The sequence below is a fragment of the Lactobacillus helveticus genome (assembly GCF_046109915.1).
Taxonomy (GTDB): Bacteria; Bacillota; Bacilli; order Lactobacillales; family Lactobacillaceae; genus Lactobacillus; species Lactobacillus helveticus.
Window position 1 is genome coordinate 1,752,274 of sequence record NZ_CP151471.1, and the last position, 26,999, is coordinate 1,779,272.

The 26,999-nt window shown below is 37.1% G+C and carries 25 protein-coding genes and 2 tRNA genes; 16 read left to right on the plus strand and 11 right to left on the minus strand.

Translation table 11 applies throughout. The features are described 5' to 3' along the window. Positions 1-5: 5 nt before the first annotated feature. The 4 genes from AADV52_RS08915 to AADV52_RS08930 form a co-directional block, all read right to left on the minus strand. Positions 6-737: an SLAP domain-containing protein gene (locus AADV52_RS08915; protein ID WP_014918054.1), complete on the minus strand. Its 732-nt coding sequence runs from the start codon at positions 735-737 to the stop codon at positions 6-8. Between the two features lie 316 nt (positions 738-1,053). Next, positions 1,054-1,126: transfer RNA gene (locus tag AADV52_RS08920), tRNA-Lys, on the minus strand. A 140-nt stretch (positions 1,127-1,266) separates the two neighbouring features. Next, positions 1,267-1,488 (minus strand): hypothetical protein, encoded by a 222-nt coding sequence (locus AADV52_RS08925; RefSeq protein ID WP_014918055.1) that lies wholly within the window; start codon positions 1,486-1,488, stop codon positions 1,267-1,269. 120 nt (positions 1,489-1,608) lie between these two features. After that, positions 1,609-1,681: transfer RNA gene (locus AADV52_RS08930), tRNA-Lys, on the minus strand. A 135-nt stretch (positions 1,682-1,816) separates the two neighbouring features. On the opposite strand from AADV52_RS08930, the gene yycF reads away from it, so the two are divergent. The 7 genes from yycF (at position 1,817) to rlmH (ending at position 9,721) form a co-directional block, all read left to right on the plus strand. Beyond that, entirely contained in the window at positions 1,817-2,533 is a 717-nt protein-coding gene (yycF, locus tag AADV52_RS08935; protein ID WP_014918056.1) for a response regulator YycF, read from the plus strand. A 66-nt stretch (positions 2,534-2,599) separates the two neighbouring features. Further along, a complete protein-coding gene (walK, locus tag AADV52_RS08940; RefSeq protein WP_041808893.1) occupies positions 2,600-4,456 on the plus strand; it encodes a cell wall metabolism sensor histidine kinase WalK in 1,857 nt (618 codons plus the stop codon). Further along, a complete protein-coding gene (locus AADV52_RS08945) occupies positions 4,446-5,795 on the plus strand; it encodes a YycH family regulatory protein (protein WP_014918058.1) in 1,350 nt (449 codons plus the stop codon). The genes walK and AADV52_RS08945 overlap by 11 nt, the downstream gene beginning before the upstream one ends. Positions 5,796-5,797: 2 nt before the next feature. Further along, entirely contained in the window at positions 5,798-6,622 is an 825-nt protein-coding gene (locus AADV52_RS08950) for a two-component system regulatory protein YycI (protein WP_014918059.1), read from the plus strand. 15 nt (positions 6,623-6,637) lie between these two features. Further along, complete coding sequence (locus AADV52_RS08955) at positions 6,638-7,435, plus strand: MBL fold metallo-hydrolase (protein WP_014918060.1); 798 nt, start codon at positions 6,638-6,640, stop codon at positions 7,433-7,435. Positions 7,436-7,521: 86 nt separating this feature from the next. Further along, positions 7,522-8,763, plus strand: a complete 1,242-nt coding sequence (locus tag AADV52_RS08960) for a S1C family serine protease (RefSeq protein ID WP_014918061.1) — start codon at positions 7,522-7,524, stop codon at positions 8,761-8,763. A gap of 478 nt (positions 8,764-9,241) precedes the next feature. After that, positions 9,242-9,721, plus strand: a complete 480-nt coding sequence (rlmH, locus tag AADV52_RS08965; RefSeq protein WP_014918062.1) for a 23S rRNA (pseudouridine(1915)-N(3))-methyltransferase RlmH — start codon at positions 9,242-9,244, stop codon at positions 9,719-9,721. A 219-nt stretch (positions 9,722-9,940) separates the two neighbouring features. On the opposite strand, the gene AADV52_RS08970 is transcribed toward rlmH, so the two are convergent. After that, positions 9,941-11,155 (minus strand): IS110 family transposase, encoded by a 1,215-nt coding sequence (locus tag AADV52_RS08970; protein WP_107775408.1) that lies wholly within the window; start codon positions 11,153-11,155, stop codon positions 9,941-9,943. A 438-nt stretch (positions 11,156-11,593) separates the two neighbouring features. On the opposite strand from AADV52_RS08970, the gene AADV52_RS08975 reads away from it, so the two are divergent. From AADV52_RS08975 to AADV52_RS08985, 3 genes are all read left to right on the plus strand, one after another. Further along, a complete protein-coding gene (locus AADV52_RS08975) occupies positions 11,594-12,472 on the plus strand; it encodes a helix-turn-helix domain-containing protein (protein ID WP_014918064.1) in 879 nt (292 codons plus the stop codon). Between the two features lie 142 nt (positions 12,473-12,614). Then, complete coding sequence (locus tag AADV52_RS08980) at positions 12,615-13,592, plus strand: helveticin J family class III bacteriocin (protein WP_014918065.1); 978 nt, start codon at positions 12,615-12,617, stop codon at positions 13,590-13,592. Positions 13,593-13,674: 82 nt separating this feature from the next. Next, positions 13,675-14,766 carry an SLAP domain-containing protein gene (locus AADV52_RS08985; protein WP_014918066.1) on the plus strand — a complete coding sequence of 364 codons (1,092 nt, stop codon included), beginning with the start codon at positions 13,675-13,677 and terminating at the stop codon, positions 14,764-14,766. Between the two features lie 128 nt (positions 14,767-14,894). Here the strand turns inward: AADV52_RS08985 and pepI are convergent, their stop codons facing one another. From pepI to AADV52_RS09000, 3 genes are read right to left on the minus strand one after another with little or no spacing between them, the layout of a single operon-like run. Beyond that, the gene (gene pepI, locus AADV52_RS08990) at positions 14,895-15,779 is read right to left on the minus strand and encodes a proline iminopeptidase (RefSeq protein WP_014918067.1); all 885 of its coding nucleotides are present in this window, start codon (positions 15,777-15,779) and stop codon (positions 14,895-14,897) included. Between the two features lie 8 nt (positions 15,780-15,787). Beyond that, the gene (locus AADV52_RS08995) at positions 15,788-16,441 is read right to left on the minus strand and encodes an energy-coupling factor transporter transmembrane component T family protein (protein WP_014918068.1); all 654 of its coding nucleotides are present in this window, start codon (positions 16,439-16,441) and stop codon (positions 15,788-15,790) included. A 3-nt stretch (positions 16,442-16,444) separates the two neighbouring features. Then, positions 16,445-17,794, minus strand: a complete 1,350-nt coding sequence (locus tag AADV52_RS09000; protein WP_041808618.1) for an ATP-binding cassette domain-containing protein — start codon at positions 17,792-17,794, stop codon at positions 16,445-16,447. Between the two features lie 172 nt (positions 17,795-17,966). Between AADV52_RS09000 and AADV52_RS09005 the strand changes: the two genes are divergently transcribed. Further along, positions 17,967-18,908, plus strand: coding sequence for an AraC family transcriptional regulator (locus tag AADV52_RS09005; RefSeq protein ID WP_014562851.1), 942 nt, complete (start codon positions 17,967-17,969; stop codon positions 18,906-18,908). Positions 18,909-18,941: 33 nt separating this feature from the next. Here the strand turns inward: AADV52_RS09005 and htpX are convergent, their stop codons facing one another. The 3 genes from htpX to AADV52_RS09020 all read right to left on the minus strand — a co-directional run bounded on the left by htpX (position 18,942) and on the right by AADV52_RS09020 (position 21,615). Continuing rightward, complete coding sequence (htpX, locus tag AADV52_RS09010) at positions 18,942-19,838, minus strand: zinc metalloprotease HtpX (protein ID WP_014918070.1); 897 nt, start codon at positions 19,836-19,838, stop codon at positions 18,942-18,944. Between the two features lie 14 nt (positions 19,839-19,852). Then, positions 19,853-20,413, minus strand: a complete 561-nt coding sequence (locus tag AADV52_RS09015; protein WP_014918071.1) for a LemA family protein — start codon at positions 20,411-20,413, stop codon at positions 19,853-19,855. A 95-nt stretch (positions 20,414-20,508) separates the two neighbouring features. After that, positions 20,509-21,615 carry an SLC13 family permease gene (locus AADV52_RS09020; RefSeq protein ID WP_014918072.1) on the minus strand — a complete coding sequence of 369 codons (1,107 nt, stop codon included), beginning with the start codon at positions 21,613-21,615 and terminating at the stop codon, positions 20,509-20,511. 177 nt (positions 21,616-21,792) lie between these two features. Here AADV52_RS09020 and AADV52_RS09025 point away from each other — a divergent pair, with 177 nt between their 5' ends. The 5 genes from AADV52_RS09025 (at position 21,793) to AADV52_RS09045 (ending at position 26,875) form a co-directional block, all read left to right on the plus strand. Then, positions 21,793-22,197: an iron-sulfur cluster biosynthesis family protein gene (locus tag AADV52_RS09025; protein ID WP_003625382.1), complete on the plus strand. Its 405-nt coding sequence runs from the start codon at positions 21,793-21,795 to the stop codon at positions 22,195-22,197. Positions 22,198-22,292: 95 nt separating this feature from the next. After that, entirely contained in the window at positions 22,293-24,080 is a 1,788-nt protein-coding gene (locus AADV52_RS09030; protein ID WP_014918073.1) for a glycerophosphoryl diester phosphodiesterase membrane domain-containing protein, read from the plus strand. 141 nt (positions 24,081-24,221) lie between these two features. Then, positions 24,222-25,628: an ISLre2 family transposase gene (locus AADV52_RS09035; protein WP_126096217.1), complete on the plus strand. Its 1,407-nt coding sequence runs from the start codon at positions 24,222-24,224 to the stop codon at positions 25,626-25,628. Between the two features lie 139 nt (positions 25,629-25,767). Next, the gene (locus AADV52_RS09040) at positions 25,768-25,908 is read left to right on the plus strand and encodes a hypothetical protein (protein WP_003548644.1); all 141 of its coding nucleotides are present in this window, start codon (positions 25,768-25,770) and stop codon (positions 25,906-25,908) included. 106 nt (positions 25,909-26,014) lie between these two features. Then, positions 26,015-26,875, plus strand: a complete 861-nt coding sequence (locus tag AADV52_RS09045; protein ID WP_014918078.1) for a hypothetical protein — start codon at positions 26,015-26,017, stop codon at positions 26,873-26,875. The last annotated feature ends 124 nt before the right edge of the window (positions 26,876-26,999 follow it).

A 26,999-nucleotide genomic window follows, 5' to 3' on the forward strand; every position in this document is an offset into this window, starting at 1 on the left:
CTTTTTTAGTATAAAGTTTTAATTCCATTGATGATGGACTTAAAAGGATGAGAATATACTGGGTGTCTAGGTCTTTTAACTATATCGCCAGCATAAACATAATATTTCGTATTTTTAATGTGGTATGTTTCTGCATACATATTATCAAATCCTGTAGTATCATCTACGACTAATTTCTTATTTTTGGGTAATACATATGCATTTTCTGCTCTATTTTTAGAAACTTCTTTCAGTGCATAAATATGTTTTTGGTTAATTGTCTTAGGATCTTTTGTTATAACAGTTGCATGATTAGTTATTAGTTCGTTTGCCTTATGTGCATACAGTGAAGGAAGATCTTTACTGTAGATGGATTTAACGTTTATACACTTGATATATCTGTTGTAGCCTATTCTGTAGTATTCTTGCTTTTTTATTTTTTTATATGGAAGCCAATATAAATAATTAAACAAATTCTCATTAGAATTCATTACACCAGTTGAACTATTATCTTTCATTATGTAATATCTCTTCACAGAATTTGTTTTTCGCAATTTTCCTGGAGCAGCAACAGCTTTATTCTTCTTGATGTATTTACCACGTAAACGTTGACCTTTGTGGTTGTATACGTAGGAGTTGCTATTTAAATATAGTTTCACAGTGTTGGCTGCTTTAACTGGGTTGGAGTTCATGCTTAGTGAAACGATGCCCAAAAAGGCAACGATAAGAATGGTAAATATTGTTCTATTCTTCTTCATGTGTTAACACCTCATTGATATCTTGAATGATAATACAATTATAGTTCATTTTAATTGATGTTCTATATTAATTGACTAAAAATTGATAGCAGATGATGGAGAAGTATAAGTGAGATGTTAATAGAAGTGTAAAGCTAACTCTATTAAATACAGCCGCAGAAGCAAAAGCTGCAGCATTGAAGAAATAATTTTTGAAATATAAGCAAAAAAGACTGATAGTCTTCGCTATAATCAGCGAGGACATATCAGTCTTTTTCTTTATTCGGTTTTAAGTACAAAAAAAGCACCGCCTTCTTGCAGTGCCATTTCCATATTATGGGTGGCCAGGGGATCGAACCCTGGACCCACGGATTAAGAGTCCGTTGCTCTGCCAGCTGAGCTAGCCACCCATATTTTTCATCAGCTCTCTTGCTGACAGTTAAATATATTACCAGTAGATTTTGCTTTTGACAAGTACTTTTTAAAAAAAGTCAAAATAATTGCTCAAAAACATAAAAAACAAAAAAATCGGCCGTTTGACCGATCAATCTTAAAGCTTATCTTCAATATGGTATGCAGTGCCAGTCTGATCTTCTTGCATCTTGTCTGCATAGTAGACAGCATAGACACCACTCTTATCATTTTTAGCAATTACAATCTGGCGGCCCGTTGGACGTTCTGCCTTAATAATTTGTGCACTTCTGCGTGCTTCCTTGAAGTCATGGGAAGATGCAATCGCATTTCCCGGATTGAAAAATACAGCTTCGTTCATAGTAAAGCCCCCTTAGTCAAAATATCTTATCTATATTTTACCAAGATTGGCAATCTTAAATCCAATTAGAAGATTAAAAAAAGAGATAAGACAGAAGTCTTATCTCTAACGAATATATTATGGGTGGCCAGGGGATCGAACCCTGGACCCACGGATTAAGAGTCCGTTGCTCTGCCAGCTGAGCTAGCCACCCATGTGTTGAATCAATCAACAGATATTATTATGCAATTATCTGGCAAAAAATGCAAGACTTTTTTTAAATTTTTTCGATTTTTTTGGCTAAAACCGTAAAATCCAGTATAATGTAAGGGCAAAGGAGGCATTCCCGATGCCAAAAAAGATTCTCGTCGTCGACGATGAAAAGCCGATTTCTGATATCATTAAATTTAATTTAACTAAGGAAGGCTTTGATGTCGACACCGCCTATGATGGTGAAGAAGCTGTTAAGAAAGTTGACGAATACGATCCAGACTTAATGATCCTGGATTTGATGTTACCAAAGAAAGATGGACTCGAGGTTGCTCGTGAAGTTCGTCAAACGCACGATATGCCAATTATCATGGTAACAGCTAAAGATACTGAAATTGATAAAGTACTTGGTCTAGAAATGGGTGCCGATGACTATGTCACTAAGCCTTTCTCTAATAGAGAATTAGTTGCCCGCGTTAAGGCTAACTTGCGCCGTCGTGACATTGTTAAGAAGGCAGAAGCAGCTAACCAAGACGATACAGATAAGAATATTAAGATCGGTAACTTGGTTATCATGCCAGATGCCTATATCGTTGAAAAAGATGGTCGGAAGATTGAGCTTACTCACCGTGAATTTGGGCTTCTTTACTACTTAGCTCAACATATGGGGCAAGTTATGACTCGTGAACACCTTTTACAAACTGTTTGGGGCTATGACTACTTTGGCGATGTGCGTACAGTAGACGTAACTGTTCACCGTTTGAGAGAAAAGATTGAAGACAACCCAATCCAACCTCAAGTTTTGGTTACTCGTCGTGGTGTAGGATATTACGTAAAACAGCCAAGTGAAGGTTAATGAAGAAAGTCACACAACTGGAAAGGTAAGTGACTTTCTTTTTTATATAAAAATGTTGAATGAATGATGAAAAAACTCAGAGAGAAATTAAATGCTACATTTAATTCAATTAATACTAAGCTAGCGGTCGTGTTCATGCTAATGCTGCTAGCAACAATTGAAGTAATTGGAGCTTATTTTACAAGGCAATTAGAACAAAATAGTATTGAAAACTTTCAATCATCGATTCAGATTCAAACAATCGTTAGCAACCAGTTGGCTAATCAACTAGCTAGCGATAGTAAAAATGCTAATGACCGCTTGAATCAAATCGTCAATGATTATAACAATGACTCGATTAGTGAAATTATTGTTGTTGATAATAAGGACACAATTCGTGCGGTTTCTAATTTGAACGATAAAAGAAAGGTTGGCCAGCGAATCAACAATACTGACGTTAAGCAGGTAATTTCAACCGGGCACCAGATTAATAAGGTGGTTGATGATCATGGCAATTATATGATTCAGATTTCGCCTTTAACTAGTGGCAACGGCTCGAACAACAATGTCGGTGCGATTTATGTTAAAGCCAGCATGCAGGATGTCTTTGATAATCTGCGGCAGATTTCCTTAACATTCTTAATTGCTTCGCTGATTGCAGCACTGCTTGGCGCATTTTTAGCACTAGTTATTTCCCGCGCAATTACTCAACCAATTGAAGAAATGCAAAAACAGGCCCTGCATATTGCCAACGGTGATTATTCTAGTCAGGTAAAAATCTACTCAGACGATGAGTTGGGGCAATTAGCCAAGGCCTTTAATACTTTGTCCGTTCGAATTGAACAATCGCAAGAAGAATCAGATAGTGAAAGACGGCGGCTAGATAGCGTGCTAGCGCACATGAGTGATGGGGTGCTTGCTACCGACCGTCACGGCAACGTCAGCGTCGTTAACCACATGGCACTTAGCTATTTGAATGCGGACGAAGACGAGATTATCAATAGACCAATTGCAGAAGTTTTAGGCTTAAAAGACACCTCATCACAGGACTTGATTTCCAGTCAAAAAGAAATTGTCGTTACCGTTGATCCAGGTACGCGTGATGAAATTATTTTGCATGCCAGCTTCTCATTGATTAAGCGCGTTACAGGCTTTGTATCAGGTAGTGTTTGCGTTCTTCATGATGTCACAGAACAACAAAAGAATGAAAACTCACAAAGACAGTTCGTTTCAAACGTTTCTCACGAATTAAGAACGCCTTTAACCAGTTTGCAGGCCTACATCGAAGCCTTAAATGAAGGGGCATGGAAAGACCCTGAAATTGCGCCTAAATTCTTGGAAGTTACCCAGCAAGAAACGAGTCGAATGATCAGAATGATTAACGACTTGCTTAGCTTGTCCAGGATGGACCGTGGCGTTTCAAAGATGGATCTGGAATTTGTTAACTTGAATGACTTTGTTAGCCATATTTTGAACCGGTTTGATATGATTGTGAAAACCGATAAAAATAAGGGCCACAAAAAGAAATACACTATTAAGCGTGAGTTAGGCAATCAGGCCCTTTGGGTAGAGATCGACACTGACAAGATGATGCAGGTGATCGACAACATTATGAATAATGCGATTAAATATTCACCTGATGGTGGTGTGATTACCGTTCGCTTAACTCATAGTCAAGGTCACGTTATCTTGAGTATTTCTGATCAAGGATTAGGTATTCCTAGAAAGGACTTAGGTAAGATCTTCGATAGATTCTATCGTGTAGATAAGGCTCGTTCACGTGCTCAAGGCGGAACCGGGTTAGGTTTAGCCATTGCTAAAGAAATTGTGGAAGCTCATCATGGTCGCATTTGGGCTGATAGTAGCGAGGGCAAGGGCTCTACCTTCTATATTTCCTTGCCTTATGAACCAATGACAGAGGAGGATGACTGGGATGAAGTTTAAATTCAAATTCGGTGAATTTTTCTTAGGTTTAGCTACCCTGCTCGCCATTGTTCTTTCTATTGTTTTGTGGATTTTTATCATGACGAGTGACCAGCGTTTCAGCAATATTGGTCAAAATCAGAATAATACTACAAAGCAGCAGGCCCGCAGTCATAGTGCCAAATCATTATATGATCTGTACATTCCAACTACTTCATACGGTTTTGTAGACGGCAGATTATGCCAGTTGTATGATTCAAAAAATAATTTAACTTTGGAATTTACCAAGGAAATTCAAAAAGCCAAGGCAGTTAGCGATGTAAAGAAAATTGTTAAGTCTCGCGCTAAGTACGAAGAATATTTGAATGATGATGCTTATTTGCAATTAGTTTATCCTGATGAAATCACTTTTTCTTTGTTCAATCATTTGAATAATTCTAATAATGATAATCGAGAATTTAACCGTTTCTTTGTTTCGCATTCCAATAACATTATTTATTTAGGCAATGATCAAACTAGTGCGATTTACCGCATTAAGATCAAGGGCGCTAACTTTGATAAGTTGCGTAATTTTGCTCGTAATGCCAAAACTAAGAGTCCAGTGCACTTGGTTAAATTGCAGGAAGGTTATTCACCATTCTATAGTCGAACAACCAATAGCAAGGTTTACAGCTATTTGACTAATCACCAGTCTTATTCTTACTTCGTTTCTCGCTTATTGGGAACTTCTGGAGTAACTAGCAAGACTAATAAGAGTGGACAAACCATCTATTCTCTCAACTATTACACCAGATTAAAGGTGCCAGATCCTGAATCAGGCGAGCATAATTACTTGTATACTCATTTTGAAAAGAATAAGATTCCGAATGCAACTAACCGTTTGCTTGATAGCGTGTACTACGTGCACCAATTGGGATTAACCGAACAAGATCTGCGCTTCTTTGACGCGGATGGCTCTAATGTGGGCTATGTCAACTATATTGAAGGGATTCCTGTTTTCTTGAACCAGCATGATTTGCAGGTTAAAACTACTTTTTCATATGATTCAATTAACGTTGCCTTCAACAGCGTCAATTTCCAAATTCCGATTCCTTTTGATGGTCAAACTCAAGAGTTAAAGCCGACTGCTGAGGTAGTGAGTGAATTAGGTGCGCATGGTCTTAATCAATCTGATATTCAACGAATTATTGTCGGTTTCAAGATAGAAAAGGATTCTAGTCACCATAGCTTGATTAACTTAATTCCAACTTATTACGTAAAGGCTTACGATGAGTGGAAGAGCGTTGACGAGTGGGAAAAGAAGAATGTAGCTCCTTACCGTGAACCTGGGGAGACAGTTAAAACTAATGAGGTGAAATAAAAATGGACCATAAACGAATAGAATGGCTGTTTTTCATTGTTTTCTTATTGATCGATATCTATTTGGGGATTGAGATTCTACGTTCACCCGTCAATTTGAGCGGAGCAGATACGACCACTCGCAGCGTGGCCAGCATTCGTTCAGAAATGAAGTCAGATAATATTGATTTGCCAGATAAACTTTCTAATGCACCTGCCTCAGGCTATTATTTAGCAACCAAAAACCGTAATTATCTTTCCAATAAAATAGATGCTTTGACCAATGTTAACGCACGCTATTCTAAAGACGAAAATGTTCTTTACGCTACACCTAAGATGACAACGCTCTTGGATAAAAATCCTAAAAAGGCACTAGAACAAGTAAATAAATTCAAGAATGATCCTAAGAATGTCCCTTATGGAAAAGAATTCAAGTATGAGCCAGATATGTCCAGCGAAGACAATTATGTTTTTGTACAAACAACTGACTATGGCGAGATTTATGCTGGTTCAGCTCAATTGAGCATCGCGGTTAAGGATCATCAGATTATCAATTATGCGGAATCTTACATGGGTCCAGCTAGTCCAGTAAGAGAATTGCAGTCAACGATCAGTGCATGGCGTGCAGTGCGTGCGATGTATACTAATCGAGAGTTGACTAACAATTCGAAGGTAACGCAAATTAAGTTGGGCTATTCTAAGTTGACTGAAGTTCGTGGCAGTACGATTTTGTTACCGACTTGGTTAGTCTGGATAGAAAACAAGACCACTAAGAATATTACGTTAAAGCGAGTTAACGCATATACGGCGCAAATGCTGCAATCAAGCACGTATAACGTTGAAAAATAGAAAGGTAAAGCGAAGATGAAGGTTTCCGTTTTAGCGAGCGGGTCAACCGGTAATACTAGTTTAATCGAAACAGGCCAGCATAAGATCCTAATGGATGCTGGCCTTTCTGGTAAAAAGACTAAGCAATTATTGGCCGATGTTGGCGTAGATATTAACGATATTGATATGGCGTTTTTGAGTCATGATCATACAGACCATAGCGGTGGATTAGGCGTTTTGATGCGGCGTTATCCCAAGATTGATGCTTTTGCCAATAGCGGTACGTGGCAGTATTTACTAGATACGCAAAAGATTGGCAAGTTACCGGCAGAACAGATGAATACGATTGAACCGGGACAGACTAAGACTTTTGGCGATCTCGATGTCACGGCATTTGCAACTAGTCATGATGCGGCTCAGCCGCAGTATTATGTTTTTACAAGTGGCGGCAAGCGCATTGCCTTTTTAACAGATACAGGCTATGTCTCCGAAGAAGTCGAGGGGACAATTGAGGATGCTGATGCCTATATGATGGAATTCAATTATGATACTATGATGCTAAGAGATGGACCGTATTCTTGGTCGCTTAAGCAGAGAATTCTGTCAGATGTTGGGCATTTATCAAACGATGAGGCCGCCCAGGCATTAGTTGATGTAGTGACGCCTAAGACGAAGCATATCTTTTTGGCACATCGCAGTCAGCATAATAATACGGAATACTTAGCGCATGAGACGGCGAAGGAAATGCTGATTGAAGGGGATGCAAATTTGAGTGATGATGTAAAAATTATTGATACAGAGCCTGCTAGTCCAACAAAATTGATAGAAATTTAGCAGTTTTTGTATAGATTATTCATATATTTTTCAAATTTGCCGTGTATAGTTAATACAACAATAATGATACAAGGGGGAAAAGCGGTATGGTAGAGAATCAAAATAATAATCAAAATCAACCTAGAAAAAAGAGTGGTAATAAAATTATCGCCACTGCAGCAATCGTTGGTGTAGTTGGCGGACTTGTCGGCGGTGGCGTGTCTTATTACGCAATGGGCCAAATGAATAATGGTCAAGGCAACGGCGCAGCACAAACCAGTATTTCTTCAAGCAGCAGCAAGGTTTCAGAAAAGAGTGCCAAAAATGGTGGTACGATGACTGCTGCTTATAATGATGTTAAAGGTGCGGTTGTGTCCGTCATTAACTTGAAGCGTCAATCAGCTTCAAGCGGTACTGATTCACTTTACAATAGCTTGTTTGGCGATGATAGCGATAGTTCTTCAAGCAAGAATGGCAAGCTTGAGACCTATAGTGAAGGTTCAGGTGTCGTTTACATGAAATCTAACGGCAAGGGTTATATTGTAACTAACAACCACGTTATTTCCGGTAGCGACGCAGTGCAAGTTTTGCTTGCTAATGGTAAAACTGTGAATGCTAAAGTTGTAGGTAAAGATAGTACAACTGACTTGGCTGTTTTATCAATTGATGCTAAGTACGTAACTCAAACGGCTCAATTCGGCGATTCTAAGCACCTAGAAGCCGGCCAAACAGTTATTGCGGTTGGTTCCCCACTTGGTAGTGAATATGCTTCTACGGTAACGCAAGGGATTATTTCAGCACCTGCCAGAACAATCTCTACTTCATCAGGTAATCAACAAACAGTTATCCAAACTGATGCCGCAATTAACCCAGGTAACTCTGGTGGTGCATTAGTTAACTCAGCTGGTCAAGTTATTGGTATTAACTCAATGAAGTTAGCACAGTCAAGCGATGGTACTTCTGTAGAAGGGATGGGCTTCGCAATTCCTTCAAATGAAGTAGTAACTATTGTGAATGAACTAGTTAAGAAGGGTAAGATTACTCGTCCACAACTTGGCGTAAGAGTAATCGCGCTTCAAGGCATTCCAGAAGGCTACAGAAGTCGTTTGAAGATCAAGTCTAACCTCAAGAACGGTATTTACATTGCATTTGTAAGCAGAAATGGTTCTGCCGCAAATGCAGGTATTAAGAGCGGCGATGTCATTACCAAGGTTGACGGTAAGAAAGTTGACGATGTTGCATCGTTACACAGCATCCTTTACAGTCACAAAGTCGGTGATACCGTAAATGTAACCGTGAACAGAAATGGTAAAGATGTTGACATGAAGGTAAAGCTTGAAGGCAACTAATTAAGAAATAAAAATATTTAGACAAAGAAAAAGAGCTATATCACGCGATTTAAAGCAGATATAGCTCTTTTTGTTAACTATAATAACGTGTAACAAGGAAAAGTTCGTTTTATTAACTTGTCAAGAAAGTACTAATAAAAGAGTACTTGTTAACAGATGTGGATAACTCTGTGGACTGTGCATAACTCGGTAAATTTTGTTCTTATTTGCTGTGGATAAAATTTTAAAAAATAAGTGAATAAATTTTGTTAAAACGTGCGTTCATGCTGGCATATTAAGCTTTTTAACGCAAAGTTTGTGAAAAATGCTTATCCATAGGTAAAATGTGGAAAAGTTTTTTGGAAAAAATTCAATAAAATTTGAACCACAAAGTGTAGAAGTTGTCTTTAATAATACCACAAAATGTAGATTGTGTTTTGAACAGGATGTGGAAAACTACAGTGGAATTTCTGTTAATTTTGATGATAAACTAATAGGTATGAATATTAAGATTGTTTGTGTTGGAAAATTAAAAGAAAAGTATTTTAAAGATGCGATTGCGGAATATAAAAAGCGGCTTAGTCGCTTTGCAAAAGTGTCGATTGTTCAGGTGCCAGATGAAAAAGCACCGGAAAAATTTAGTGCAGCTGAAGATGAACGCGTCAAGCAGATCGAAGGCGAGCGGATTCTGAGCAAGATTAAGGATAAGGAGTATGTCTACGTGACTGCGATTAAGGGTAAGCAGCGCAGCAGCGAGGAATTTGCAAAGGAGATTCAGGATCTAGCTACGTATGGTCATTCGGATATTACCTTTGTGATTGGCGGCAGCTTGGGTACGAGCGATGCTGTCAATAAGCGCGGGGATGACCTGATTAGTTTTGGTAAGCTGACGATGCCGCACCAGTTGATGCGGGTGGTGCTAATTGAGCAGATTTATCGTGCGTTCATGATTAATTCGGGTAGTCCGTATCATAAGTAGAAAAAGACCTCTATTTTTCGATTAGGAAGAATAGAGGTTCTTTTTTCTACCAAAAATCAAGTATTATCAATGATTCTGAGCAATTTATTTTTTGCTTTTATCACTAATGGAGCGAGTTATGCTCAATAATTTCATGTTAAAGCATGATTTTGAGCACAACAAACTAAACCTTCACTTTATTCTGTTTGTGCAGGCTGATATACTATGAGTGATTAATCATTACCTTTGATTACGGAGTGCTTTATGGTAATCGTATGATTGATCATTAATAATTAGAGCATAGATTGTGCGAATCAGTTTATGCATTGATGCGATGGCAGCTTTCTTATGACCTTTCGTCTGAGAAAGCTGTTTTTTATGTTCATAATAGTCTGTAATATGGCAAGGTTTAGTCTTCTTAGCCGATTCCATTTGGGTAATGATACGGTACATAATCTTTCTCGCTATTGCATTACCATGTTTTGTAATCGGTAAGTGCTTGTCAGTATTTCCAGATTGAGATTCACCAGGATCAATTCCAATGAAAGCATCAACTTGATTAGCATTGTTAAAGCGTCTTAAATCACCTAATTCCGCATATATTCTTAAGGCCGTCTTCTTGCCAATACCAGGTACAGATAAATATATTTGGACATCTTTAGGATTAGGTGCAATTTGCTTGATATATGCCAGAATATGCTTGCGTCTTTGTTCAATTTGAAGCAAATGTTCAATACAATACTTAATTAATTCAACTGTGATACTGTCACAGTCATCGTAATACCAAGTGCGTTGTGCAAGACTTTGCAAGCTGCAGGCTACTTGATTAGCCTTAGAAGCTCCAATTCCTTTGATCTTAACCAATTGAGATGCTATTTGATCATAGGAACTGTCTAAGACAAATTTGGCGTGTGGAAATAAATCAACAATATGCCAATAAACCTCACCACTTCGACTACTAGAGATTTGTTCAATCTGAGGAAAAGTAGATTGCAATGCACGATGCAAGCGATTCTTATATTTGACTAAATCTCTGGTTAGTTCTTCATAAAACCGACTGGCATTTTGCATTTCGTGATAACGGTAGTCTTGCTTAGGAGTCAGTGGCTGTGGCACATCAAATTGAATTTTCGCTAAGTTATGTGCATCAGTACGATCTGTCTTTAGATGGCGCAGATTGTTATCCATTAGCTTCTTAGCACTTAATGGATTGATGCGCGTGTAATCATAGTTATGGTGATCTAAAAATGATTGCAGTGGTAAGGAATAGACACCAGTAGCCTCAAAGATAACTACAGGATGCTTGTAGCACTGTAATTGTTCTAGCAGTTCATTAAAGCCAACTAAGTCATTGGCGATAGTAAAATGTTTAAACTCATTTCTTTTGATCAAAACACTTACCGTTGAACTTTTACTGCTAACATCAATTCCAAAAACTACGTTATAGGTCATCACTAAGCCATCCTTTCAATCCATGCTCTAACGAGATGAAGTTACTGTTCACATAAGCTATCAGTCATTAATTTTCTGAACAAGGCTTAAAGAGCCAACATACTCCAATGAAATTTCCTGAAAAGCCGGTGAAACTGCCAGTTTATATAATGGCATCAAGTGCCCAAAAAGATCACGGCATTAAGTGCTTCATCTCAACTTTTATTTTAAAGCAAAAATAAAAGCGCTAGATAATCCTTCCGTCGAAAGATTATCCAACACTTAGGTTAGTATGTTTATGTACCATTAAAATTGTCTTTTGCTGAAAAAAGAGTACTATATTATTTTAATATTAGGAATATAAATGGAGATCGTGTTTCCCATGACGGCTAATCCGCCACTAATGATTATAGATGATAAAAGATATTTTAGTTTCTCGGTTAACATTATGAGGTCCTTTCAGTGAAAAGAAGAAATGCAAAAATAGACAAAATAGTTGGTCCAAAATTTAAAGAAATTAGAAAAGAAGCAAATGTTTCCCTTAAGGAATTAGCGCAAAAAGTAGGAGTTGTTTCAACATCAACATTATCAAGATGGGAGCGTGGTGAAGAAGGGTTACCTGTAGAGATTTTCGAGAAATTACTTACTAGCATGAATATTTCATATAACGAGATTATTACTAGTGAAGTAGATATAAAACAAGTAATTGCTAAAATTGAATTTGCTTATGAAGAAAATGATATCAATGAATTAAAAAAATTATCATTGTGTTTACTTGATAAATATCAGCAATCGCGTGATGAATTCTCAAAAGTAGAATATCTATTAAAATCAGCTATGGCTATGAATTATTATTTAGATTTATCAGGAAAAGATCTTTCGGATATTAAATATAAAGTAACTTTGGCAAAGCAATTTAATAATATTAGACATTGGTTTAAAAAAGAAATTATTTTATTTGCTAATGTACAGTTATTGCTTGATGAAGATAGTGTTTATAAATTGTCTAGATCGTTAGCAGGTGAGATGTATGATAAAAAGCTAGTTTCTGTGCTTGTAGGTAATACATTAATAAACGCCGTATTTGCTCTACTAAAAGAAAAACAACCTGACAAAGCTAGAGTGATTTTAAATGCAACGTGTCAGCTGAATTTTTCACAAAATGATCTGTTAACTAAAGTAAGAATCAAGTTCATGAAAGCTTTGCTGAATTACATTGATACAGGTAAAGAATATCCAATTCGACAATTTCTAGATTCTTTAGAAGATGGGCACTTAAAAGAAAGTTGGATCTTTGCATTTCTTCAAATAAAAAATATATACAACCATGGTAATAATTAATTACCAATTAAATTTTTGCACATTAGTATATTTTATTAACTGAAAATCCCTTATTAGGGATTTTTTGATTTGCTATTTTTTTAATCAGGGTATGATGTAAGTGCTTTAAGGAATTAAAGTGATAGTTAGGAGGTAAACAGTAATGGTTTATGCATCTAATGTAAATGTAAGCTTACAGTACAATTTGAATGATTACGATGATGGTGATGATGATCTGTATCACGTTGTTGTTCAAAAAGGTAATGTAGGTTCTTCATATGTTTATGCCTTACAATTACTTCATTCACAACATAATATTTATGTATTCCGTGGAAGCAGACAAAAGAATGTTAACTTTGATAAATCAAACCCTGTTTTAAGATTGATCGGTCAAGATGGCTATACTGCTGGTGGCCATACTCAAACTTGGGAATATGCAAATCAATCGGGAGATTGGTTTGTTGGGACAAAGCCAATGCCAAATCAAGATAACTGGACAAAACAAATTGCTCGTGTTCATATTCCAGATGGTCAAAAGATTTACTACAATACTAATTTACAGCGTTTATCTTATTTGAATAGAGCTGGTGAAAGTTATGGTATTGGTTATTCTGGAGATGATATGGCAAGAGTAGAAGCTGCAGTTTCACCAGATTATCAATACTTTATGATTGCTAGTGGCGATGTATACCACAATGGCTACTTCTCACTTTATTATCTTAGTGACATTAACAGTGCACTTAATGCGGCAGGGACTAATCCTGTTGACATTAGAGGTATTCATTGTGTTAGAGCTTTTGAAATCCCAGGTATCGCCGGTGCAAATGGTTCAGTAGGTTCACTTCAAGGCTTTGATGTAAGCGATGGTGGTAATTATATCTACATTTCAAGTCAATTTGCTGGTGATTCTAATAGAAAAATTGTTAAAATTCCATGGGGCAATGCTAATCCTGATTCATGGGAAACTGTAGATCTTAACCCTCAAACTATTCTTGATGCCAATGGCTACTATACTGAATTAGAGGGTATTCAACTTATTAATGACAATGATTTGTATCTAACAGTTGCTTATCATAGAGATTCAGATGGTTTAACAGCAATGAATAGAATCTATAGAGTAAATTGGACCTCAAATATTTAAATAAAGTTAAGTAATTAGAAAGTTTCCAGCTAGCTAAATACTAACTGAAAATTTTCTTTATATATGTAAAGGAATTATAATCATGAACAAGAGAACTAAATTAATTAGCTTGGCTGCCGCAGCTTTGTTAACAATTGCACCTACAATTGCTTCAACTGTGCAAGCTGATACTACGACGAATGCTGTGACCACTACTGCTAATGAAACTAGCACTAATCCTGTAATTACATTTGCTGGTAAAAGCTATGATCAGGATCAATCAATTAATGATGTAACTGATGATGCTTCATTTAATTACATCCCTGTAAGAAAAATGAATTCAATGTCTGATACTCTATCGGCAATCAAAAATGCTTTTACAGCAACGGCTTCTAGCAGTGATAAAACTCCTGTAACAGTAAAAGTTAACATGGATAGTTTCAACTGGGAAGTAGCTGGTAAATATCCAACAACAGTTACTGCAACAAATACTCAAGGCAAGACTACTACACTTTCATTTGATTTATATGTTGGCGAAAAGAATTCTGGTGCAGTTTATGCAAATGCCAAGAATCCAGATGGCGGTAATCTTTACGTATTTACTATCAAGGGTGGCGTAGTTTCAAAGGCACCTGTAACAATCCGTAGTAATACTCAATTAGCTACATTTGGTACAGTGACAGTTAACAATGTTTCATATACTAGACTTAATAGTGCAAATTCAGATATTTACATTCATACTTCTGATATTGAAGGTAGTAACAATACCTCTAGCGATGCTAAGCCAACTACTCCAGCAGAGCCAGTTACCAAGACTTTGATGCATACTGCTATTCTTTATAACAGTGAAGGTAAATCATTAGGTAAAAAATATTATTCCTACCGCAAAATTTCAGTTTTACCAGATACAGTTGATATTAATGGCAGTGAATATTACAAGCTAGCTTTAGGAGCAAATTATGATGAGGCTTATATCAAAGCTTCAAACATTGATGGTACTAAGCGTACGCTAAAACACAACGCCTACGTTTACGCTACTAGCAAACGCCGTGCCGATTACACCGTACTTAAGAAGGGTCAAACCATCACCACATATGGCGGCTCATACAAGTTCAAGAACGGCAAGCGCTACTACCGGGTAGCCGGCGCAACAGCAACCAACAAACGCTACGTTAAAGTAGTGAACTTCAAATAGGCTCACAAACGCAGTGAAAGAATGAAGAAAGACGAGGAAGCAGAAATTGCTCCTTCGTTTTTGTTTTAGTCTTAAAAAGATAAACATATTTACATCAAAAAAGCTGACCAATCGAGGTCAGCCTATTATTATTCATCATGTTGATTCAGCCACTCCTGTAGTAGTGCAACATATTCATCAGTTTTCTCAACAAAGGACATGTGACCGCATCCCTCAAACAAATGCCATTTGCTGCTGGCAATCTGATCTTGCATAGTCTTAGCTACATATGGCGTACATAAATCATCAGTTCCGCTCGTAATCAGAGTTGGAACTTTTATTTTGCTCAATTTATCCGTGTACTCATAGTCATGCAGATTGCCTTCTGGCGTATACTCGTTCGGTCCCCATGCCGTTTCATACGCCACAGTGCCGCCACGCTTTTTACGCATCACGCATTCTGGCCAAGTCTTTGTCATATCGATGGCATGCTGGTTCATGAAATGCTCGTTAGCATTCAAATAGTCTGGATCGTTAAAATTGCTAGTCAACTCAGCCCTATGAATCGCTGCCTGCTCCTCAATTGGCAAATACTTAATCATGCGGTGGAGTTCTTTATTCCAAAGGGATGCCGATGACAGGGTAGAAGATAGAATCAAGCTCTGAATGCCTTTGGGATGATAGTCGCACATATAAATAATGGCGAGCATCCCGCCCCAGCTTTGTCCAAGCAAATGCATCTTGCGTAATGCCAAATGCTCACGTAAAGCCTCTAATTCTTTCACCCAAGTTTCCTTAGTGTAAAGTTCAGGATGATCATCAGGGATGCTGCTTTCACCACAACCTAATTGGTCATACATAATGATGCGGCGGCCATCTTTTTGTGCTAATTCGTCCAGCACCTCAAAATAATTGTGGCTTGAGCCAGGTCCGCCGTGCAGCAAAACCAATGGCGGCTTCTCGCTTCTTTCACCAACAATTCGATAATAAGTTTCATAGCCCATGAAGGGCATTTTTCCTTCAATAATTTCCATCTTTTTGCCTACTTAAAAATGAACAACGAAATATTAACCAAAATCAATAAAGTAAAGAAAATCAGCCAGTCTTTTTTAGTTAGCGGAATTGCTACAATGGTTGCTCTTTTCTGTCCTTCAACGTAGCCGTGGGATTCCATGCCTTGCGCCAAGTTGTCGGCGGAGTTGAGCGCTACCAAGATTGCCTTAAAGTAGAGCACCGGTGACCAGAAGCTCAGGTACATTCCACGCATCATGGCCGCAGTTCTAATTTGTTTAACCGCGATTTTCATCTGCGGAATAATGTTGATCGCTGCCAAAACGCCATATGCGAATTTGCTAGGTAGATGCAGATTTTGTTCAAGCGAACGGGCAAAATCCGTCGCAGTGGTGTTCCTCGTGACACAAGCAATGGTCAAAGTATAGACATACACACGGCTCGACAGATTCCAAGCATAATAAGCATCGGGAGTCGGTGAAAACCAGAACAACGTCGCAAATATCGTGAACGCCGCGATGAACGGCACGGCGATTAACAAAATCAATTCCTTGATCTTAATTCTAGTAACCATGAGATAAACCAAAGCAAAAGCAATGACGATTAAATTGGTGGTTAAACTCGCCTTCAAAGGTATTTCCAGGGAAATAATAAAAGCCAAAATAAACTTTAAACTAGGATTCATGGCTTACTCCTCCACATATTTTAGCTGTTGATCCGCAAAAACCAGCCTGTAATCGCAAAAGTCAGCTAACGCGTCTATCTGATGGCTGATGATCAAGAACGTCTGCTGGAGCTTCTCTTGGCATTCCTGCATCAGCTGCAAAACTAAATCAACTGATTCGTGATCCAGTCCGCTCAATGGCTCATCAATCAGCAACACATTATGTTTAGTCATCAGCATTAACAAAATTTGCAGCTTTTTTTGTTGGCCACCTGATAGAGAATAGACTACCTGATCAAGGTGCTGTTTTAGCTGCAATTTTTCTAGCCATTCATCAATTTTTGCATCAGTGAAAAAAATATTGCTATCTTTTTTGCTTAATTCAATTTCATCCTTGACGGTAACCGTTAAGAACTGATCGCTTGCCTTTTGGAAAATTTGTGCTACTTGTGATAAATATTTACGGTATTTTATCTTTGCAATTTCATTATCTAAATAGGTAAAATTACCTTTGTACGGAATCATTTTAGTCATTGCTTTAAATAGTGATGTTTTGCCGACACCATTTGAACCAGTAATTAGAGTTGTTTTGCCGTAGATTTTTAATTTGTTTTGTTTGAGCAAAAGACGATTTTGTTTGATCTGTGTCTTGTTTAATTCAAAAACAGGTGTGCCAGTTGGCAACGCAAAAGAATAAGATTGTTCATGAAATTGTTTATTTTGCTTAAACAATTTATTTTTTTCATTAGCAGATAATTCTTTAACGGTTTTACCTTCAAATTGATATAGGTGATCACAAATCTTCTCATAATCATCCAATACGTGGTCGCTTAATATGATCGTTCTTCCAGTTTCAGCTAAACTTGCTAATTTTTCTATCAAAAAATGACGCGTGTTGGGATCACAACTAGCAAAGGGTTCGTCTAGCAGAAAAACATCGACATCCATTGCAATTAAGACGGCTAGAGCTACATGTTGTTGTTGCCCACCTGATAGTGTATTGATTTTTTGGTCAAGCAAATCTGCAATTTTGGTGAATTCCACCGCTTTTTTTATGTGGAGGTCATAATCCTTAGCTTTTATTTGCAAATTTTCTAACGCAAAGACGATTTCTTCACGTGGCGTTGTCATCGTAAATTGTTCCGCAGCATTTTGAAACATCATGGCTGCTTTTTGACCATGAAGATCAATTTTTCCCGTTAATTTTCCGGCATATTTTGGATAGAGTCCCGCAATGATTTTTAATAGGGTAGATTTGCCACAGCCTGTTGGTCCAATCAAGAGATTAAAACCGGGTGCAATATTCATATTAAGTTGGTTGATAAGGGGTTCTTTTTCGTAAGAAAAAGTTACATCACTAATTTCTATCATCATAATTCTGATTGTACAAAATGATTTTTTGCCTGTCTACTGCCGTAAAAAGGGCCATTTCAGTACAATAAAGCAATTATATACAATACTAAATATCTTTTTGTTTTATAATGTACTTTTTTATAATGTACTTATAGTACTATTATTATTTGTTTAATTTAAAGGAGGTGGACATATGCCAGCTGTTGCTTTGGACCAATATCTAGCCAGCGTATTAAAATCAAACATAACGGATACAAACGAGGTAAAACTCGAAGCTGGCAATCCTGATTTTGATCTGTTTACAATCTACCTTGAAAATCATAATACTGGCATTCATCGTTATCGGATGGATGTCTCGACAATCTTATATGTCGCCAAAGGTACTGTGACAATTAAGAGTGGTGAAAAGATTATCCCAATGAAATCTGGTGACGTTCTTTTACTTACGGAAAATAGCATTTATGAGGTTACAAAACAAACATCAGATACAGTACTTGCTAAATTAAAATTTAAGCCTGGTTTTAAATATCGTAAATATTTTAACGATTTTAGTTATAAAGGAAACCGAGAGATTAAGGTTATTAAGCAAATCGTTGACAGCCTTGAAAATGAACATGTTTTATGGCTGAAAAATAATCAAATAACTCGTGCCTCTCAAGTAATGCAGCACATTATTGGAGGATATTTGAACAATGATTTATTCATTAAAGCCTTAATTCAAGCTGAACTAACTGTCATGCTCATTATTTCAATTAGGACGCAAAGAATGGCTACACCAACTAGCTTGGACAAGACCAAATTTGAAAAGAAATCATTGAATAATTACATTGATATGCATTTTGCGGACGTATCTTTGGCAGAAGCAGCTAAGTATTTTGGCTTTAATCCTAACTATTTCTCCAATATGGTTAAGGCAAAGACTGGTAAGAGCTTTGTGGATCATGTTGATGAAAGAAGAATGCAAGAAGCACGTGAGTTGCTCGCTCAACCAGATTTATCATTGAAAGAAATTATTGGTCGAGTAGGTTATTCCAGCAAGTCATTCTTCTATAAGAAATTTAACCAATACTATCACATGACTCCTGCAGCAATGCGAGAAGAATTGTTCAGACAAGCCAATATTAATTTAAAGTAAAAAAAGAATCTGGAATTTTTCCAGATTCTTTTTTTACATGTGTTCAAGTCTTTTTATTCTGTCCTCTGTAGGTGGGTGAGTGTCAAACAGATGTGATAGGCCATGATTATGAAATGGATTTTCGATATATAATCCAGCACTGCTGCGGTCAGCTTGTTTCATTGGCTGACTGTTTTCAATTTTTCTCAAAGCGGAAATCAATCCCTGCGGATTGCGCGTTAATTCTACAGATGAAGCATCTGCTAGGTATTCTCTGTTACGCGAAAGCGCCATTTGCGCAAGGGAAGCCGATAATGGTCCTAAGATTAAGACAAAGACAATGGCTACCACCTTAAAGATCATCTCAAAGGCATTGGAATCGCGATCATCATCACTGTCACGGCTTCCACCTGCAAACCAAATGTAGCGGGATGCCATGCCAGAAATGAATGAAATTACTCCAACCAATACAACGGCAATGGTGGAAAGCAAAATATCATAGTTGCGAACATGTGATAATTCGTGTCCTAGCACGCCTTCTAATTCTTCTCGGTTCATTAATTGAAGAATCCCTTCGGTTACAGCTACCGCGCTGTGATTAGGATCGCGTCCCGTTGCAAAAGCATTTGGGCTTGGATCAGGGATAATATAAACACGCGGCATTGGCACTCTGGCTACCATCGCCATGTCTTCGACAATATGCCACAATTCAGGATTATCTGCTTCCTGGATTTCTTGAGCATGGTTAAGACTCATAATCATATTGGCCGGATTTTGCCACATGATTAATAAATAAATCAAACTACCTGCTAAGGCAATAATAATTCCCATCCAAGGGCGATTGCTAAAGAGATAGCCTAATCCAGCACCAACAAGGGTTAAAATCACCACAAAGAGGACCATAATTAACGCAGTTTTACGCTTGTTACGGGCAATTTGGAGGTATAACATAATTTTCCTTCTAACTAAAACTTAACTTTAGGTACAGCCTTTTCTTCAGTTGGAGTTTCCAAGTAATCGATCTTGGTAAAGCCGTGAATCTTAGCAATTAAGTTGGAAGGGAAAGTAAGCAATTTTTGATCGTAAGATGCAACGCTTGAGTTGTAAAGCTGACGAGAGTAAGCAATCTTGTTTTCTGTGTTAGTCAACTCTTCTTGGAGTTTTAAGAAATTCTGATTTGCCTTTAAGTCAGGGTAAGCTTCAGCCAATGCAAAAATTGATTTTAAGGAATCAGTAATTTGATTGGACAACTTCATTGCTTCTTCGTGATCTCCCTGAGGAACGTTGACCAATTGATCACGCAGCTTAACTACACCTTCTAAAGTTGATTTTTCATGTTTGGCATAGCCTTTGGTAGTTTCAACCAAGTTAGGAATTAAATCATTACGACGCTTAAGTTGAACGTCAATTTGACTCCATGATTCATCAACGTAAACACGAGATTTTTGCAATCCGTTGTAAATGGCAATATAGATACCGACTAATAAGACAATGATAATTAAAATTATCCATACTAATGATGACATGATTTTCCCCTTTCTATACGTTTATTTAATTTTATCCATTTCTGATATTGGATGCAATAAAAAAGAATGCCTGAGTGACATTCTTATGAAAAGTATTAAATTCTGAATATTAATAATCCTAATCCAACGATAGTTAAAATAATCAAACCAGCAAACTGCATGATCGTCCATTGAATAAAGAACTTCTTCTTGCTTACGCTACCGTGTTGGTTGAAGGTCTTTAGTACCAGCATATTGGCCATAGAACCAATAGCAGAACCAAAACCACCAATGTTTGAACCTAAGAACAGGGCTTGGGCGTAGTTGGTAAATTTACCAACCAAAATGGTTGATGGCACGTTGCTCATTACCTGACTTGAAATGGTTGAAGCAAAGTAAGTTGAGATTTCGGAGTAGACCATGTCATGAATCAAGTTAACAATTGCCGGGATTTGTTGGATATCACTGATAAAGATGAAGAAGCCTGTAAAGGTAAGAAGTAGGGCATAGTCAATCTTAAGCATAATGCGCGGATTGATGGCAAGTGCTAAAACGATGGCAACAATCAATGGCCAAATGATGTCGATTGCTCTGAAGACACCAAAGAAGAAGAAGATAAATACTACGGTTGTAATAATAGTAGGGCGCCAACTAATTCTGATAGGTTCTGTTTTTTGAGTAGGGATCTCTTTTTTAGGAATGAATAAAAAGACCAACAACATAATGATTAAAGAAAGTATCAGATAAGGCACAGACCACTCGAAAAACTTAAGTGGACTGACGTTGTACCGACTTACTAAGAAAATATTGTGTGGATTCCCCCATGGAGTAAACGCAGCACCAATATTTGCCCCCATACCAATTAAGGTAACAGGCAAAATTTGTGGCAGCTTATATCTCTTCGCAATATTTAAATAAAGCGGAATTAAAGTCAATGCAGTAATATCGTTACCCAAAAACATCCCCGCGATAACCGCAAGGGCTGTAAATAACATATTAAGCTTGCGAGTATTATCTGCAATGCTTGTAAGTTTGTACGCCAAAACATCCAGAACGTGCAAGTAAGCATAGATCTGGATAATCGTTAACATCGCGGCAACAGACCATAGCGTATGAAAGTTAATATCTGCAAACCGCGGTCTAGCAAAAAAAAGACTGATTACCGTAATTAAAACGGTAATTTGTAAAATTCTATCTTTAGCAATATTCTTTAAGACGGTCATAAAAGGTCCCCCTTACATATTACAATCGTCTAAAAACCCTATTTACCATTTTGAGCCTTTTTAATGTTGCTTGCAATGTTAAATTTTAAAAAGTTAAAGATAAAGCGCATTTTTAGGCATGTTTTTAGGAAAAAACGGGGTAAAATGATAAACTATAGTTAAAGCGAGGTAATGAACATGACAGAAAAAACTATTTCAATCAATATTAAACCTGAAGCAAAAGAGTTAATCGAAAAGAAGATGGATAAGGACCATCAAATTGTAATTTTGGCCTTAGATGATGGTTCAAACAAATACTCTAAAAAAGGTGGTACTTGTACCATTGGTGATAGTTTTCAATTTGTTACTTTAGAAAAGCTAGATCCTAAGTACAATATTAAAATTGAAAATAATGCAGGACTTGATTTGTACACTGCAGAGCCAGAGACTACTTATTTTGAACCAGGCTTAGTATTAAATGCCCGTGCTTCAACTTTAAGTTTGTCTTCTGACAGCGGAATTATTGATGGTGGTGTGACCGTCAGTCAATATGAACCAGAAGAAGTTACAGCAGACGATCTGAAAAATGGTGGTCAATGCTAAAGCAATTATAATAATGTGTGTTGATGAAGAAGACGAGGGATACCTCGTCTTTTTTGTTAGAATAGGAAAGTGATTAGTAATAAGGAGAAAAAACATTGATTTTAAAAGAATTCGCAGGGTATACGCGAGAATTTAGAAGACATTGGTTGGAATATTTGATGCTGTTTTTAAGCTTAGACTTGCTTAATCAGTTTGTGATTATTCCGCTATTTCGCTATATTACAACCTTTGTCTTGCAGGCGGGTGCGATTCCATTCGTATCTTATCAAAATATAATTACGATTATTACGACGCATACGGTAGTTTTTATTATCTTAATAATTGAATTATTGCTTTTGCTAGTAATGATTTATGCTCAGTTTGCTTATTTATTGCATGGCGTGCGAGCAATTTATAGTAAAAATTTAACTTTAAAAAACAGCTTTAAACAGATCTGGCAAAACATCAAAAAAATTCGCTTAGGATCGCTGCTGCTTTTGGCATTATATTTTTTGTTGGTTATCCCTTTTGCGGATATTGTTTTTAGAACGCCGCTCTTGGCTAAAATTCAAATTCCAGAGTTTATTCTTGACTACATGACGAGAACGCCAATTTTATTGACGATTTTGATCGTATTTTATGTAGTGGTACTGTTCTTTGGAGTAAGATTGCTATTTACGCTGCCATTGATGGTTCTTGGTCAGAAAAAAACTAGAACCGCGATGAAGAAAAGTTGGCAACTGACTAAAGGGATGCAGTGGTGGCCAATTATTTGGCGTCTGTTTTTGCTGGCAGTATTCGTTTCCGTAATACTAACAGTCTTTTATTTGGCAGTGTATGGGATGCAGCTGCTTTGGGATTTATTGCCGGGGAAATATCCAGCTTTAATTTTGGCAATAGCTAACTTATCATTGATTCAAATTGGCAGTGAATTAGTATTTATTTGGTCAGGTGTCATTGCTTTATTTATTATTTTTGCTCCGTTGAAAATAGTGCCAATGGAAGAAAAGACAGCTAAAAATCATGCAAGCAAGAAACTAATTAGCTTTGTTTCCATAATTTTTGGCCTGATTGTAATTACTTCAATTGTTACTAACATTATGTATCTGGTCGGAGTTAATGCTCATGCGCCTGTAGTTATTTCGCACCGCGGCGTTGATAATAAAAATGGCGTCCAAAATACGCTTGAAGCATTAAGGAAGACAGCTAAAGAAAAGCCAGATTATGTAGAAATTGATTTGCATGAAACTAAGGATAAACAATTTATTGTGTTACATGATGAGAATTTACAAAAATTGACTGGTATAAATAAAGCACCGCATGAATTAACTTTGGCAGAAATTACTAAGCTGACTGCAAAAGAAGATGGTCATCAAGCCAAGCTTGTTAGCTTTGATCAATATTTGAAAGAAGCTAAAAAATTGCATCAAAAGCTTTTAATTGAGGTTAAGACTACGCCTAATGATTCTAAGAAGATGCTCCAGCAGTTTAATAAAAAATATGCTAAGACGATTTTGCAAAACAAATATCAGGTTCAGTCCTTGGACTACCGCGTAGTTGAAAGTCTTCATCAAATTAACCCTAAGCTAGATGTATTTTATATTCAGCCTTATAACTTTATGTACCCACATAGTGTAGCTGATGGCTATTCGATGGAATATTCCACACTGAATTCAGACTTTATCTGGCAAGCTCATCTGCAGCATCATCCTGTTTATGCTTGGACGATTAACGATGAAAAGCTAATGAAGAAGATGATGTATGAGCAGGTGGATGGTTTAATTACCGATCGAGTAAAGCTTGCTAAAAAGGCGATCCAAGAGTTTCAAGATGATTCAAGCTATGCCAACAGAATCTTAAATTACGTTACAGTTGTCCATATGCCGAATGATCTTGAAGCCTAATTCAACTAAGTGTATAATTTTTTGCGGTAAGTTGAATAATTAATTAAAAAAGCTCAAATCCTTTGAAATTGGACTTGAGCTCAAACAAAAAGACCAGTAGTCTGATGTTAACGAAAAAAACACATTAGAAGCTGGTCTTTTATGGAATCTATTATAGCTGATATCGTAAAAATTATTAAGTCTGAAAATAATGTTATTGCCCGTGAAAAGGCATTAATGTGCTATTTCTTTGATCTGATTAGAGAATTGATGACAGCAGCACTAGAAGAAGTTGATGCTGGTCTAGTTGAAGAGACTAAAAAGCAAGGCTATCAGATCGAGAAGAAAAATAAGCGTTCAGTTGTGACTGCCTTTGGTGAAATCAGCTATTGGCGCAGAAGATATGCTTGTCCTGGCAAAAAGGCTAAATATCCACTGGATAAGCTGATGGGCTATGACAAATATAAGCGTTACAGTGTTTTGGCAGTGAAGGATATTTTGCAGGTTAGCGCCGTGGCAACTTACCGCAATACTGCTTTAGCTGTTAATACTCTCTCCTGTTTCAATATTAGCCATAGTCAAGTTGGCAAGCTGATTGTGCAAGCAGGCAAACAGATTAAAGCACAGCAGCAGTCTGAGGAAAGATACGATGGTATTGCTCAAAAGAAAAAGGTGCCAGTGCTTTATCTTGAAGACGATGGCGTTGTGATTAAAGGCACCAAGAAGCGACTGGAATTTCATCGCTATCAAGTCTGCGAGGATATTATTAATTTAAGCAAGACGCGCAGAAAGAGAGTACAGGCCAAAGAGTTTGTTTCTTTAAGCCGCTTGGATGCTTTGCAAGAAATTAAAGCTTATTTAGCCAATACCTATGACTTAAGCGATACTTTAATCATCAGTAATGCCGATGGCGGTGCTGGCTATGCCAAGAAAGACTTTGATGAAATAGTTGGCTATTGCCGGCAGCACGAACACTTCTTGGATGTCTTTCACTTGAATAAAAAGATCAAGGACCGTTTAGGCTTTATGCCGGCTATGCCAAGCAAATTGATCAGTGCAGTTGAGTTTAAATATGACCGTCACTTGACTGACGTGATTTTAGACACGATTGAAAGCAATCTGATTGATGAGCTGAATACGCCAGAAAATCATGAGAATTTAAGGCGCCTGCGCAGCTATCTTCATCGTCGCTGGGTGGATATTAAGCCATTCAAAATGCGTCATTTGTCCGTAATTAAGGCAATTGGCTGCTGTGAAAGCAATCACCGTAAATATACTTATCGCGTCAAAGGGCAAGGAAAATACTGGTCAGAAGATGGTGCCGAAGGAATTCTGCGTGTGCTGACTTGCATTAAAAACAAAGAGCTGGAATACTGGCTTAGCAGTGAGTTTGCAGGTGGACAGCTCGATATTGGTGATCAGGAAGAATTGAAAGGTGCAGTTCGTGCCAGCCTAAGAAAGACGCATGAAGCTCATCTGGGCATTCATCACGGCGCCATTGAAAGCTTAACAGCAGGACATAGCTATTTAAACGATTTTAGCAGAAAAATAAATCAAATAAATATTTAAGAAATTAAGGTCAGACTAATGGCTAATAGCCTACCGCAAAAATATTGACACTTACCTAATTCAAGCTGGACTTGAACTTAAACGATTGACATGCTAAAATATACTAGATTTTCGAAAATCTGAAAGGAAGTATAGTACTATGCGTAAAGGTGAAAACTACAACACTGGTTGTGAACCAAACCAAAGACCTAAGAACAAGAGAAACGCAAAGAAGCGTGTTGCTCACGTAGCAGCAGTTGTTGCATTCTTGAACAAGGCCGCAAAAGACGAAAACAAGTAATTTCGTTTTTTAAAACATGAAAACAGAGAGACTACTAAGAGATCATAAGATTTTCTTGGTGGTCTTTTTTGTTTTGCATTGGGAATTTTTTGAAGGGACTTAACTGATGACTAAGAAATATATCCGACTAATATATTTGACTTTGATAGCAGCACTTGTTTTCCCAGTAATTGTATTATGGATAGCAGAATCTTTCTCACCAAATGTTGATAATGGATTGATGATGATCTTCCTGTTAGCGATATTTGTGGGGCTTTTTTCTGCACGGTATACGATTAGCTGGTTGATCATTATTCTTACTACCATAGCTGCAGGATTTCTTTTACTAGGCTATGTAGTAATGCCTGCATCTGAAAAAATAGCTTTAATTATGGTTTTTCCAATTGAGGCTACTTTATTGAGCATACTGCGCCATCATATTCTTGAATGGAGAGTGATTTCTGCACGAGAAGAAGATGTTCGAAGACACGTTGCTCACTATAATTTAAATGTAAAACTGCAGACTTACTATAATGCAAATAAATTTTATCAGCGCGAGTTAAAACAAATAAAGAATTATGCCGACCTTAATTTATGGACATATGTTGGCTTGATTCGTTGGGAACACTACAAGCAATTATCAGAATATTATCCTAATGAATATTTGAGAATTTTACGTCAAATTGCTAAGGCTTTAAAAACGAGCCGATTAAAAAGTGAATTTATCTATTATGTAGAGGGTGGAACTTTTATGGTTATTTCACCCCAAATTACCCGGGAAATGATGGAAAGAATAAACACCATTACGGAAGAGAATTTGTGTAAGATGTCTATTCCCATTCCGATTGATTTAAAAATGTCGATGCAAAAAATAGATTTAAAAAATTATCAGGAATTTCCAGAATTAGACAAACTAGTCAAGCATTTACATCGGGGTTTGGAAACTGACATTATTGTTGAGTATTTGAAGGAGGATCAGGATGACTAACTGGTTCTACTTTTTGGCATTAGGCATAACATTATTATTTATAGCTTGTTTCGTAATTATTTTCTTTTGTGCGCTGAAAATTTATTACAATGTGCAAAGATCTCTGGTTAAAGCGAGGGGGAAA

Excerpts from the sequence above, each read along its gene's own strand:
- AADV52_RS08915 (WP_014918054.1), bottom strand. The coding sequence starts at position 737 with ATGAAGAAGAATAGAACAATATTTACCATTCTTATCGTTGCCTTTTTG.
- AADV52_RS08925 (WP_014918055.1), bottom strand. The coding sequence starts at position 1,488 with ATGAACGAAGCTGTATTTTTCAATCCGGGAAATGCGATTGCATCTTCC.
- yycF (WP_014918056.1), top strand. The coding sequence starts at position 1,817 with ATGCCAAAAAAGATTCTCGTCGTCGACGATGAAAAGCCGATTTCTGAT.
- walK (WP_041808893.1), top strand. The coding sequence starts at position 2,600 with ATGAAAAAACTCAGAGAGAAATTAAATGCTACATTTAATTCAATTAAT.
- AADV52_RS08945 (WP_014918058.1), top strand. The coding sequence starts at position 4,446 with ATGAAGTTTAAATTCAAATTCGGTGAATTTTTCTTAGGTTTAGCTACC.
- AADV52_RS08950 (WP_014918059.1), top strand. The coding sequence starts at position 5,798 with ATGGACCATAAACGAATAGAATGGCTGTTTTTCATTGTTTTCTTATTG.
- AADV52_RS08955 (WP_014918060.1), top strand. The coding sequence starts at position 6,638 with ATGAAGGTTTCCGTTTTAGCGAGCGGGTCAACCGGTAATACTAGTTTA.
- AADV52_RS08960 (WP_014918061.1), top strand. The coding sequence starts at position 7,522 with ATGGTAGAGAATCAAAATAATAATCAAAATCAACCTAGAAAAAAGAGT.
- rlmH (WP_014918062.1), top strand. The coding sequence starts at position 9,242 with ATGAATATTAAGATTGTTTGTGTTGGAAAATTAAAAGAAAAGTATTTT.
- AADV52_RS08980 (WP_014918065.1), top strand. The coding sequence starts at position 12,615 with ATGGTTTATGCATCTAATGTAAATGTAAGCTTACAGTACAATTTGAAT.
- AADV52_RS08985 (WP_014918066.1), top strand. The coding sequence starts at position 13,675 with ATGAACAAGAGAACTAAATTAATTAGCTTGGCTGCCGCAGCTTTGTTA.
- pepI (WP_014918067.1), bottom strand. The coding sequence starts at position 15,779 with ATGGAAATTATTGAAGGAAAAATGCCCTTCATGGGCTATGAAACTTAT.
- AADV52_RS08995 (WP_014918068.1), bottom strand. The coding sequence starts at position 16,441 with ATGAATCCTAGTTTAAAGTTTATTTTGGCTTTTATTATTTCCCTGGAA.
- AADV52_RS09000 (WP_041808618.1), bottom strand. The coding sequence starts at position 17,794 with ATGATGATAGAAATTAGTGATGTAACTTTTTCTTACGAAAAAGAACCC.
- AADV52_RS09005 (WP_014562851.1), top strand. The coding sequence starts at position 17,967 with ATGCCAGCTGTTGCTTTGGACCAATATCTAGCCAGCGTATTAAAATCA.
- htpX (WP_014918070.1), bottom strand. The coding sequence starts at position 19,838 with ATGTTATACCTCCAAATTGCCCGTAACAAGCGTAAAACTGCGTTAATT.
- AADV52_RS09015 (WP_014918071.1), bottom strand. The coding sequence starts at position 20,413 with ATGTCATCATTAGTATGGATAATTTTAATTATCATTGTCTTATTAGTC.
- AADV52_RS09020 (WP_014918072.1), bottom strand. The coding sequence starts at position 21,615 with ATGACCGTCTTAAAGAATATTGCTAAAGATAGAATTTTACAAATTACC.
- AADV52_RS09025 (WP_003625382.1), top strand. The coding sequence starts at position 21,793 with ATGACAGAAAAAACTATTTCAATCAATATTAAACCTGAAGCAAAAGAG.
- AADV52_RS09035 (WP_126096217.1), top strand. The coding sequence starts at position 24,222 with ATGGAATCTATTATAGCTGATATCGTAAAAATTATTAAGTCTGAAAAT.
- AADV52_RS09040 (WP_003548644.1), top strand. The coding sequence starts at position 25,768 with ATGCGTAAAGGTGAAAACTACAACACTGGTTGTGAACCAAACCAAAGA.
- AADV52_RS09045 (WP_014918078.1), top strand. The coding sequence starts at position 26,015 with ATGACTAAGAAATATATCCGACTAATATATTTGACTTTGATAGCAGCA.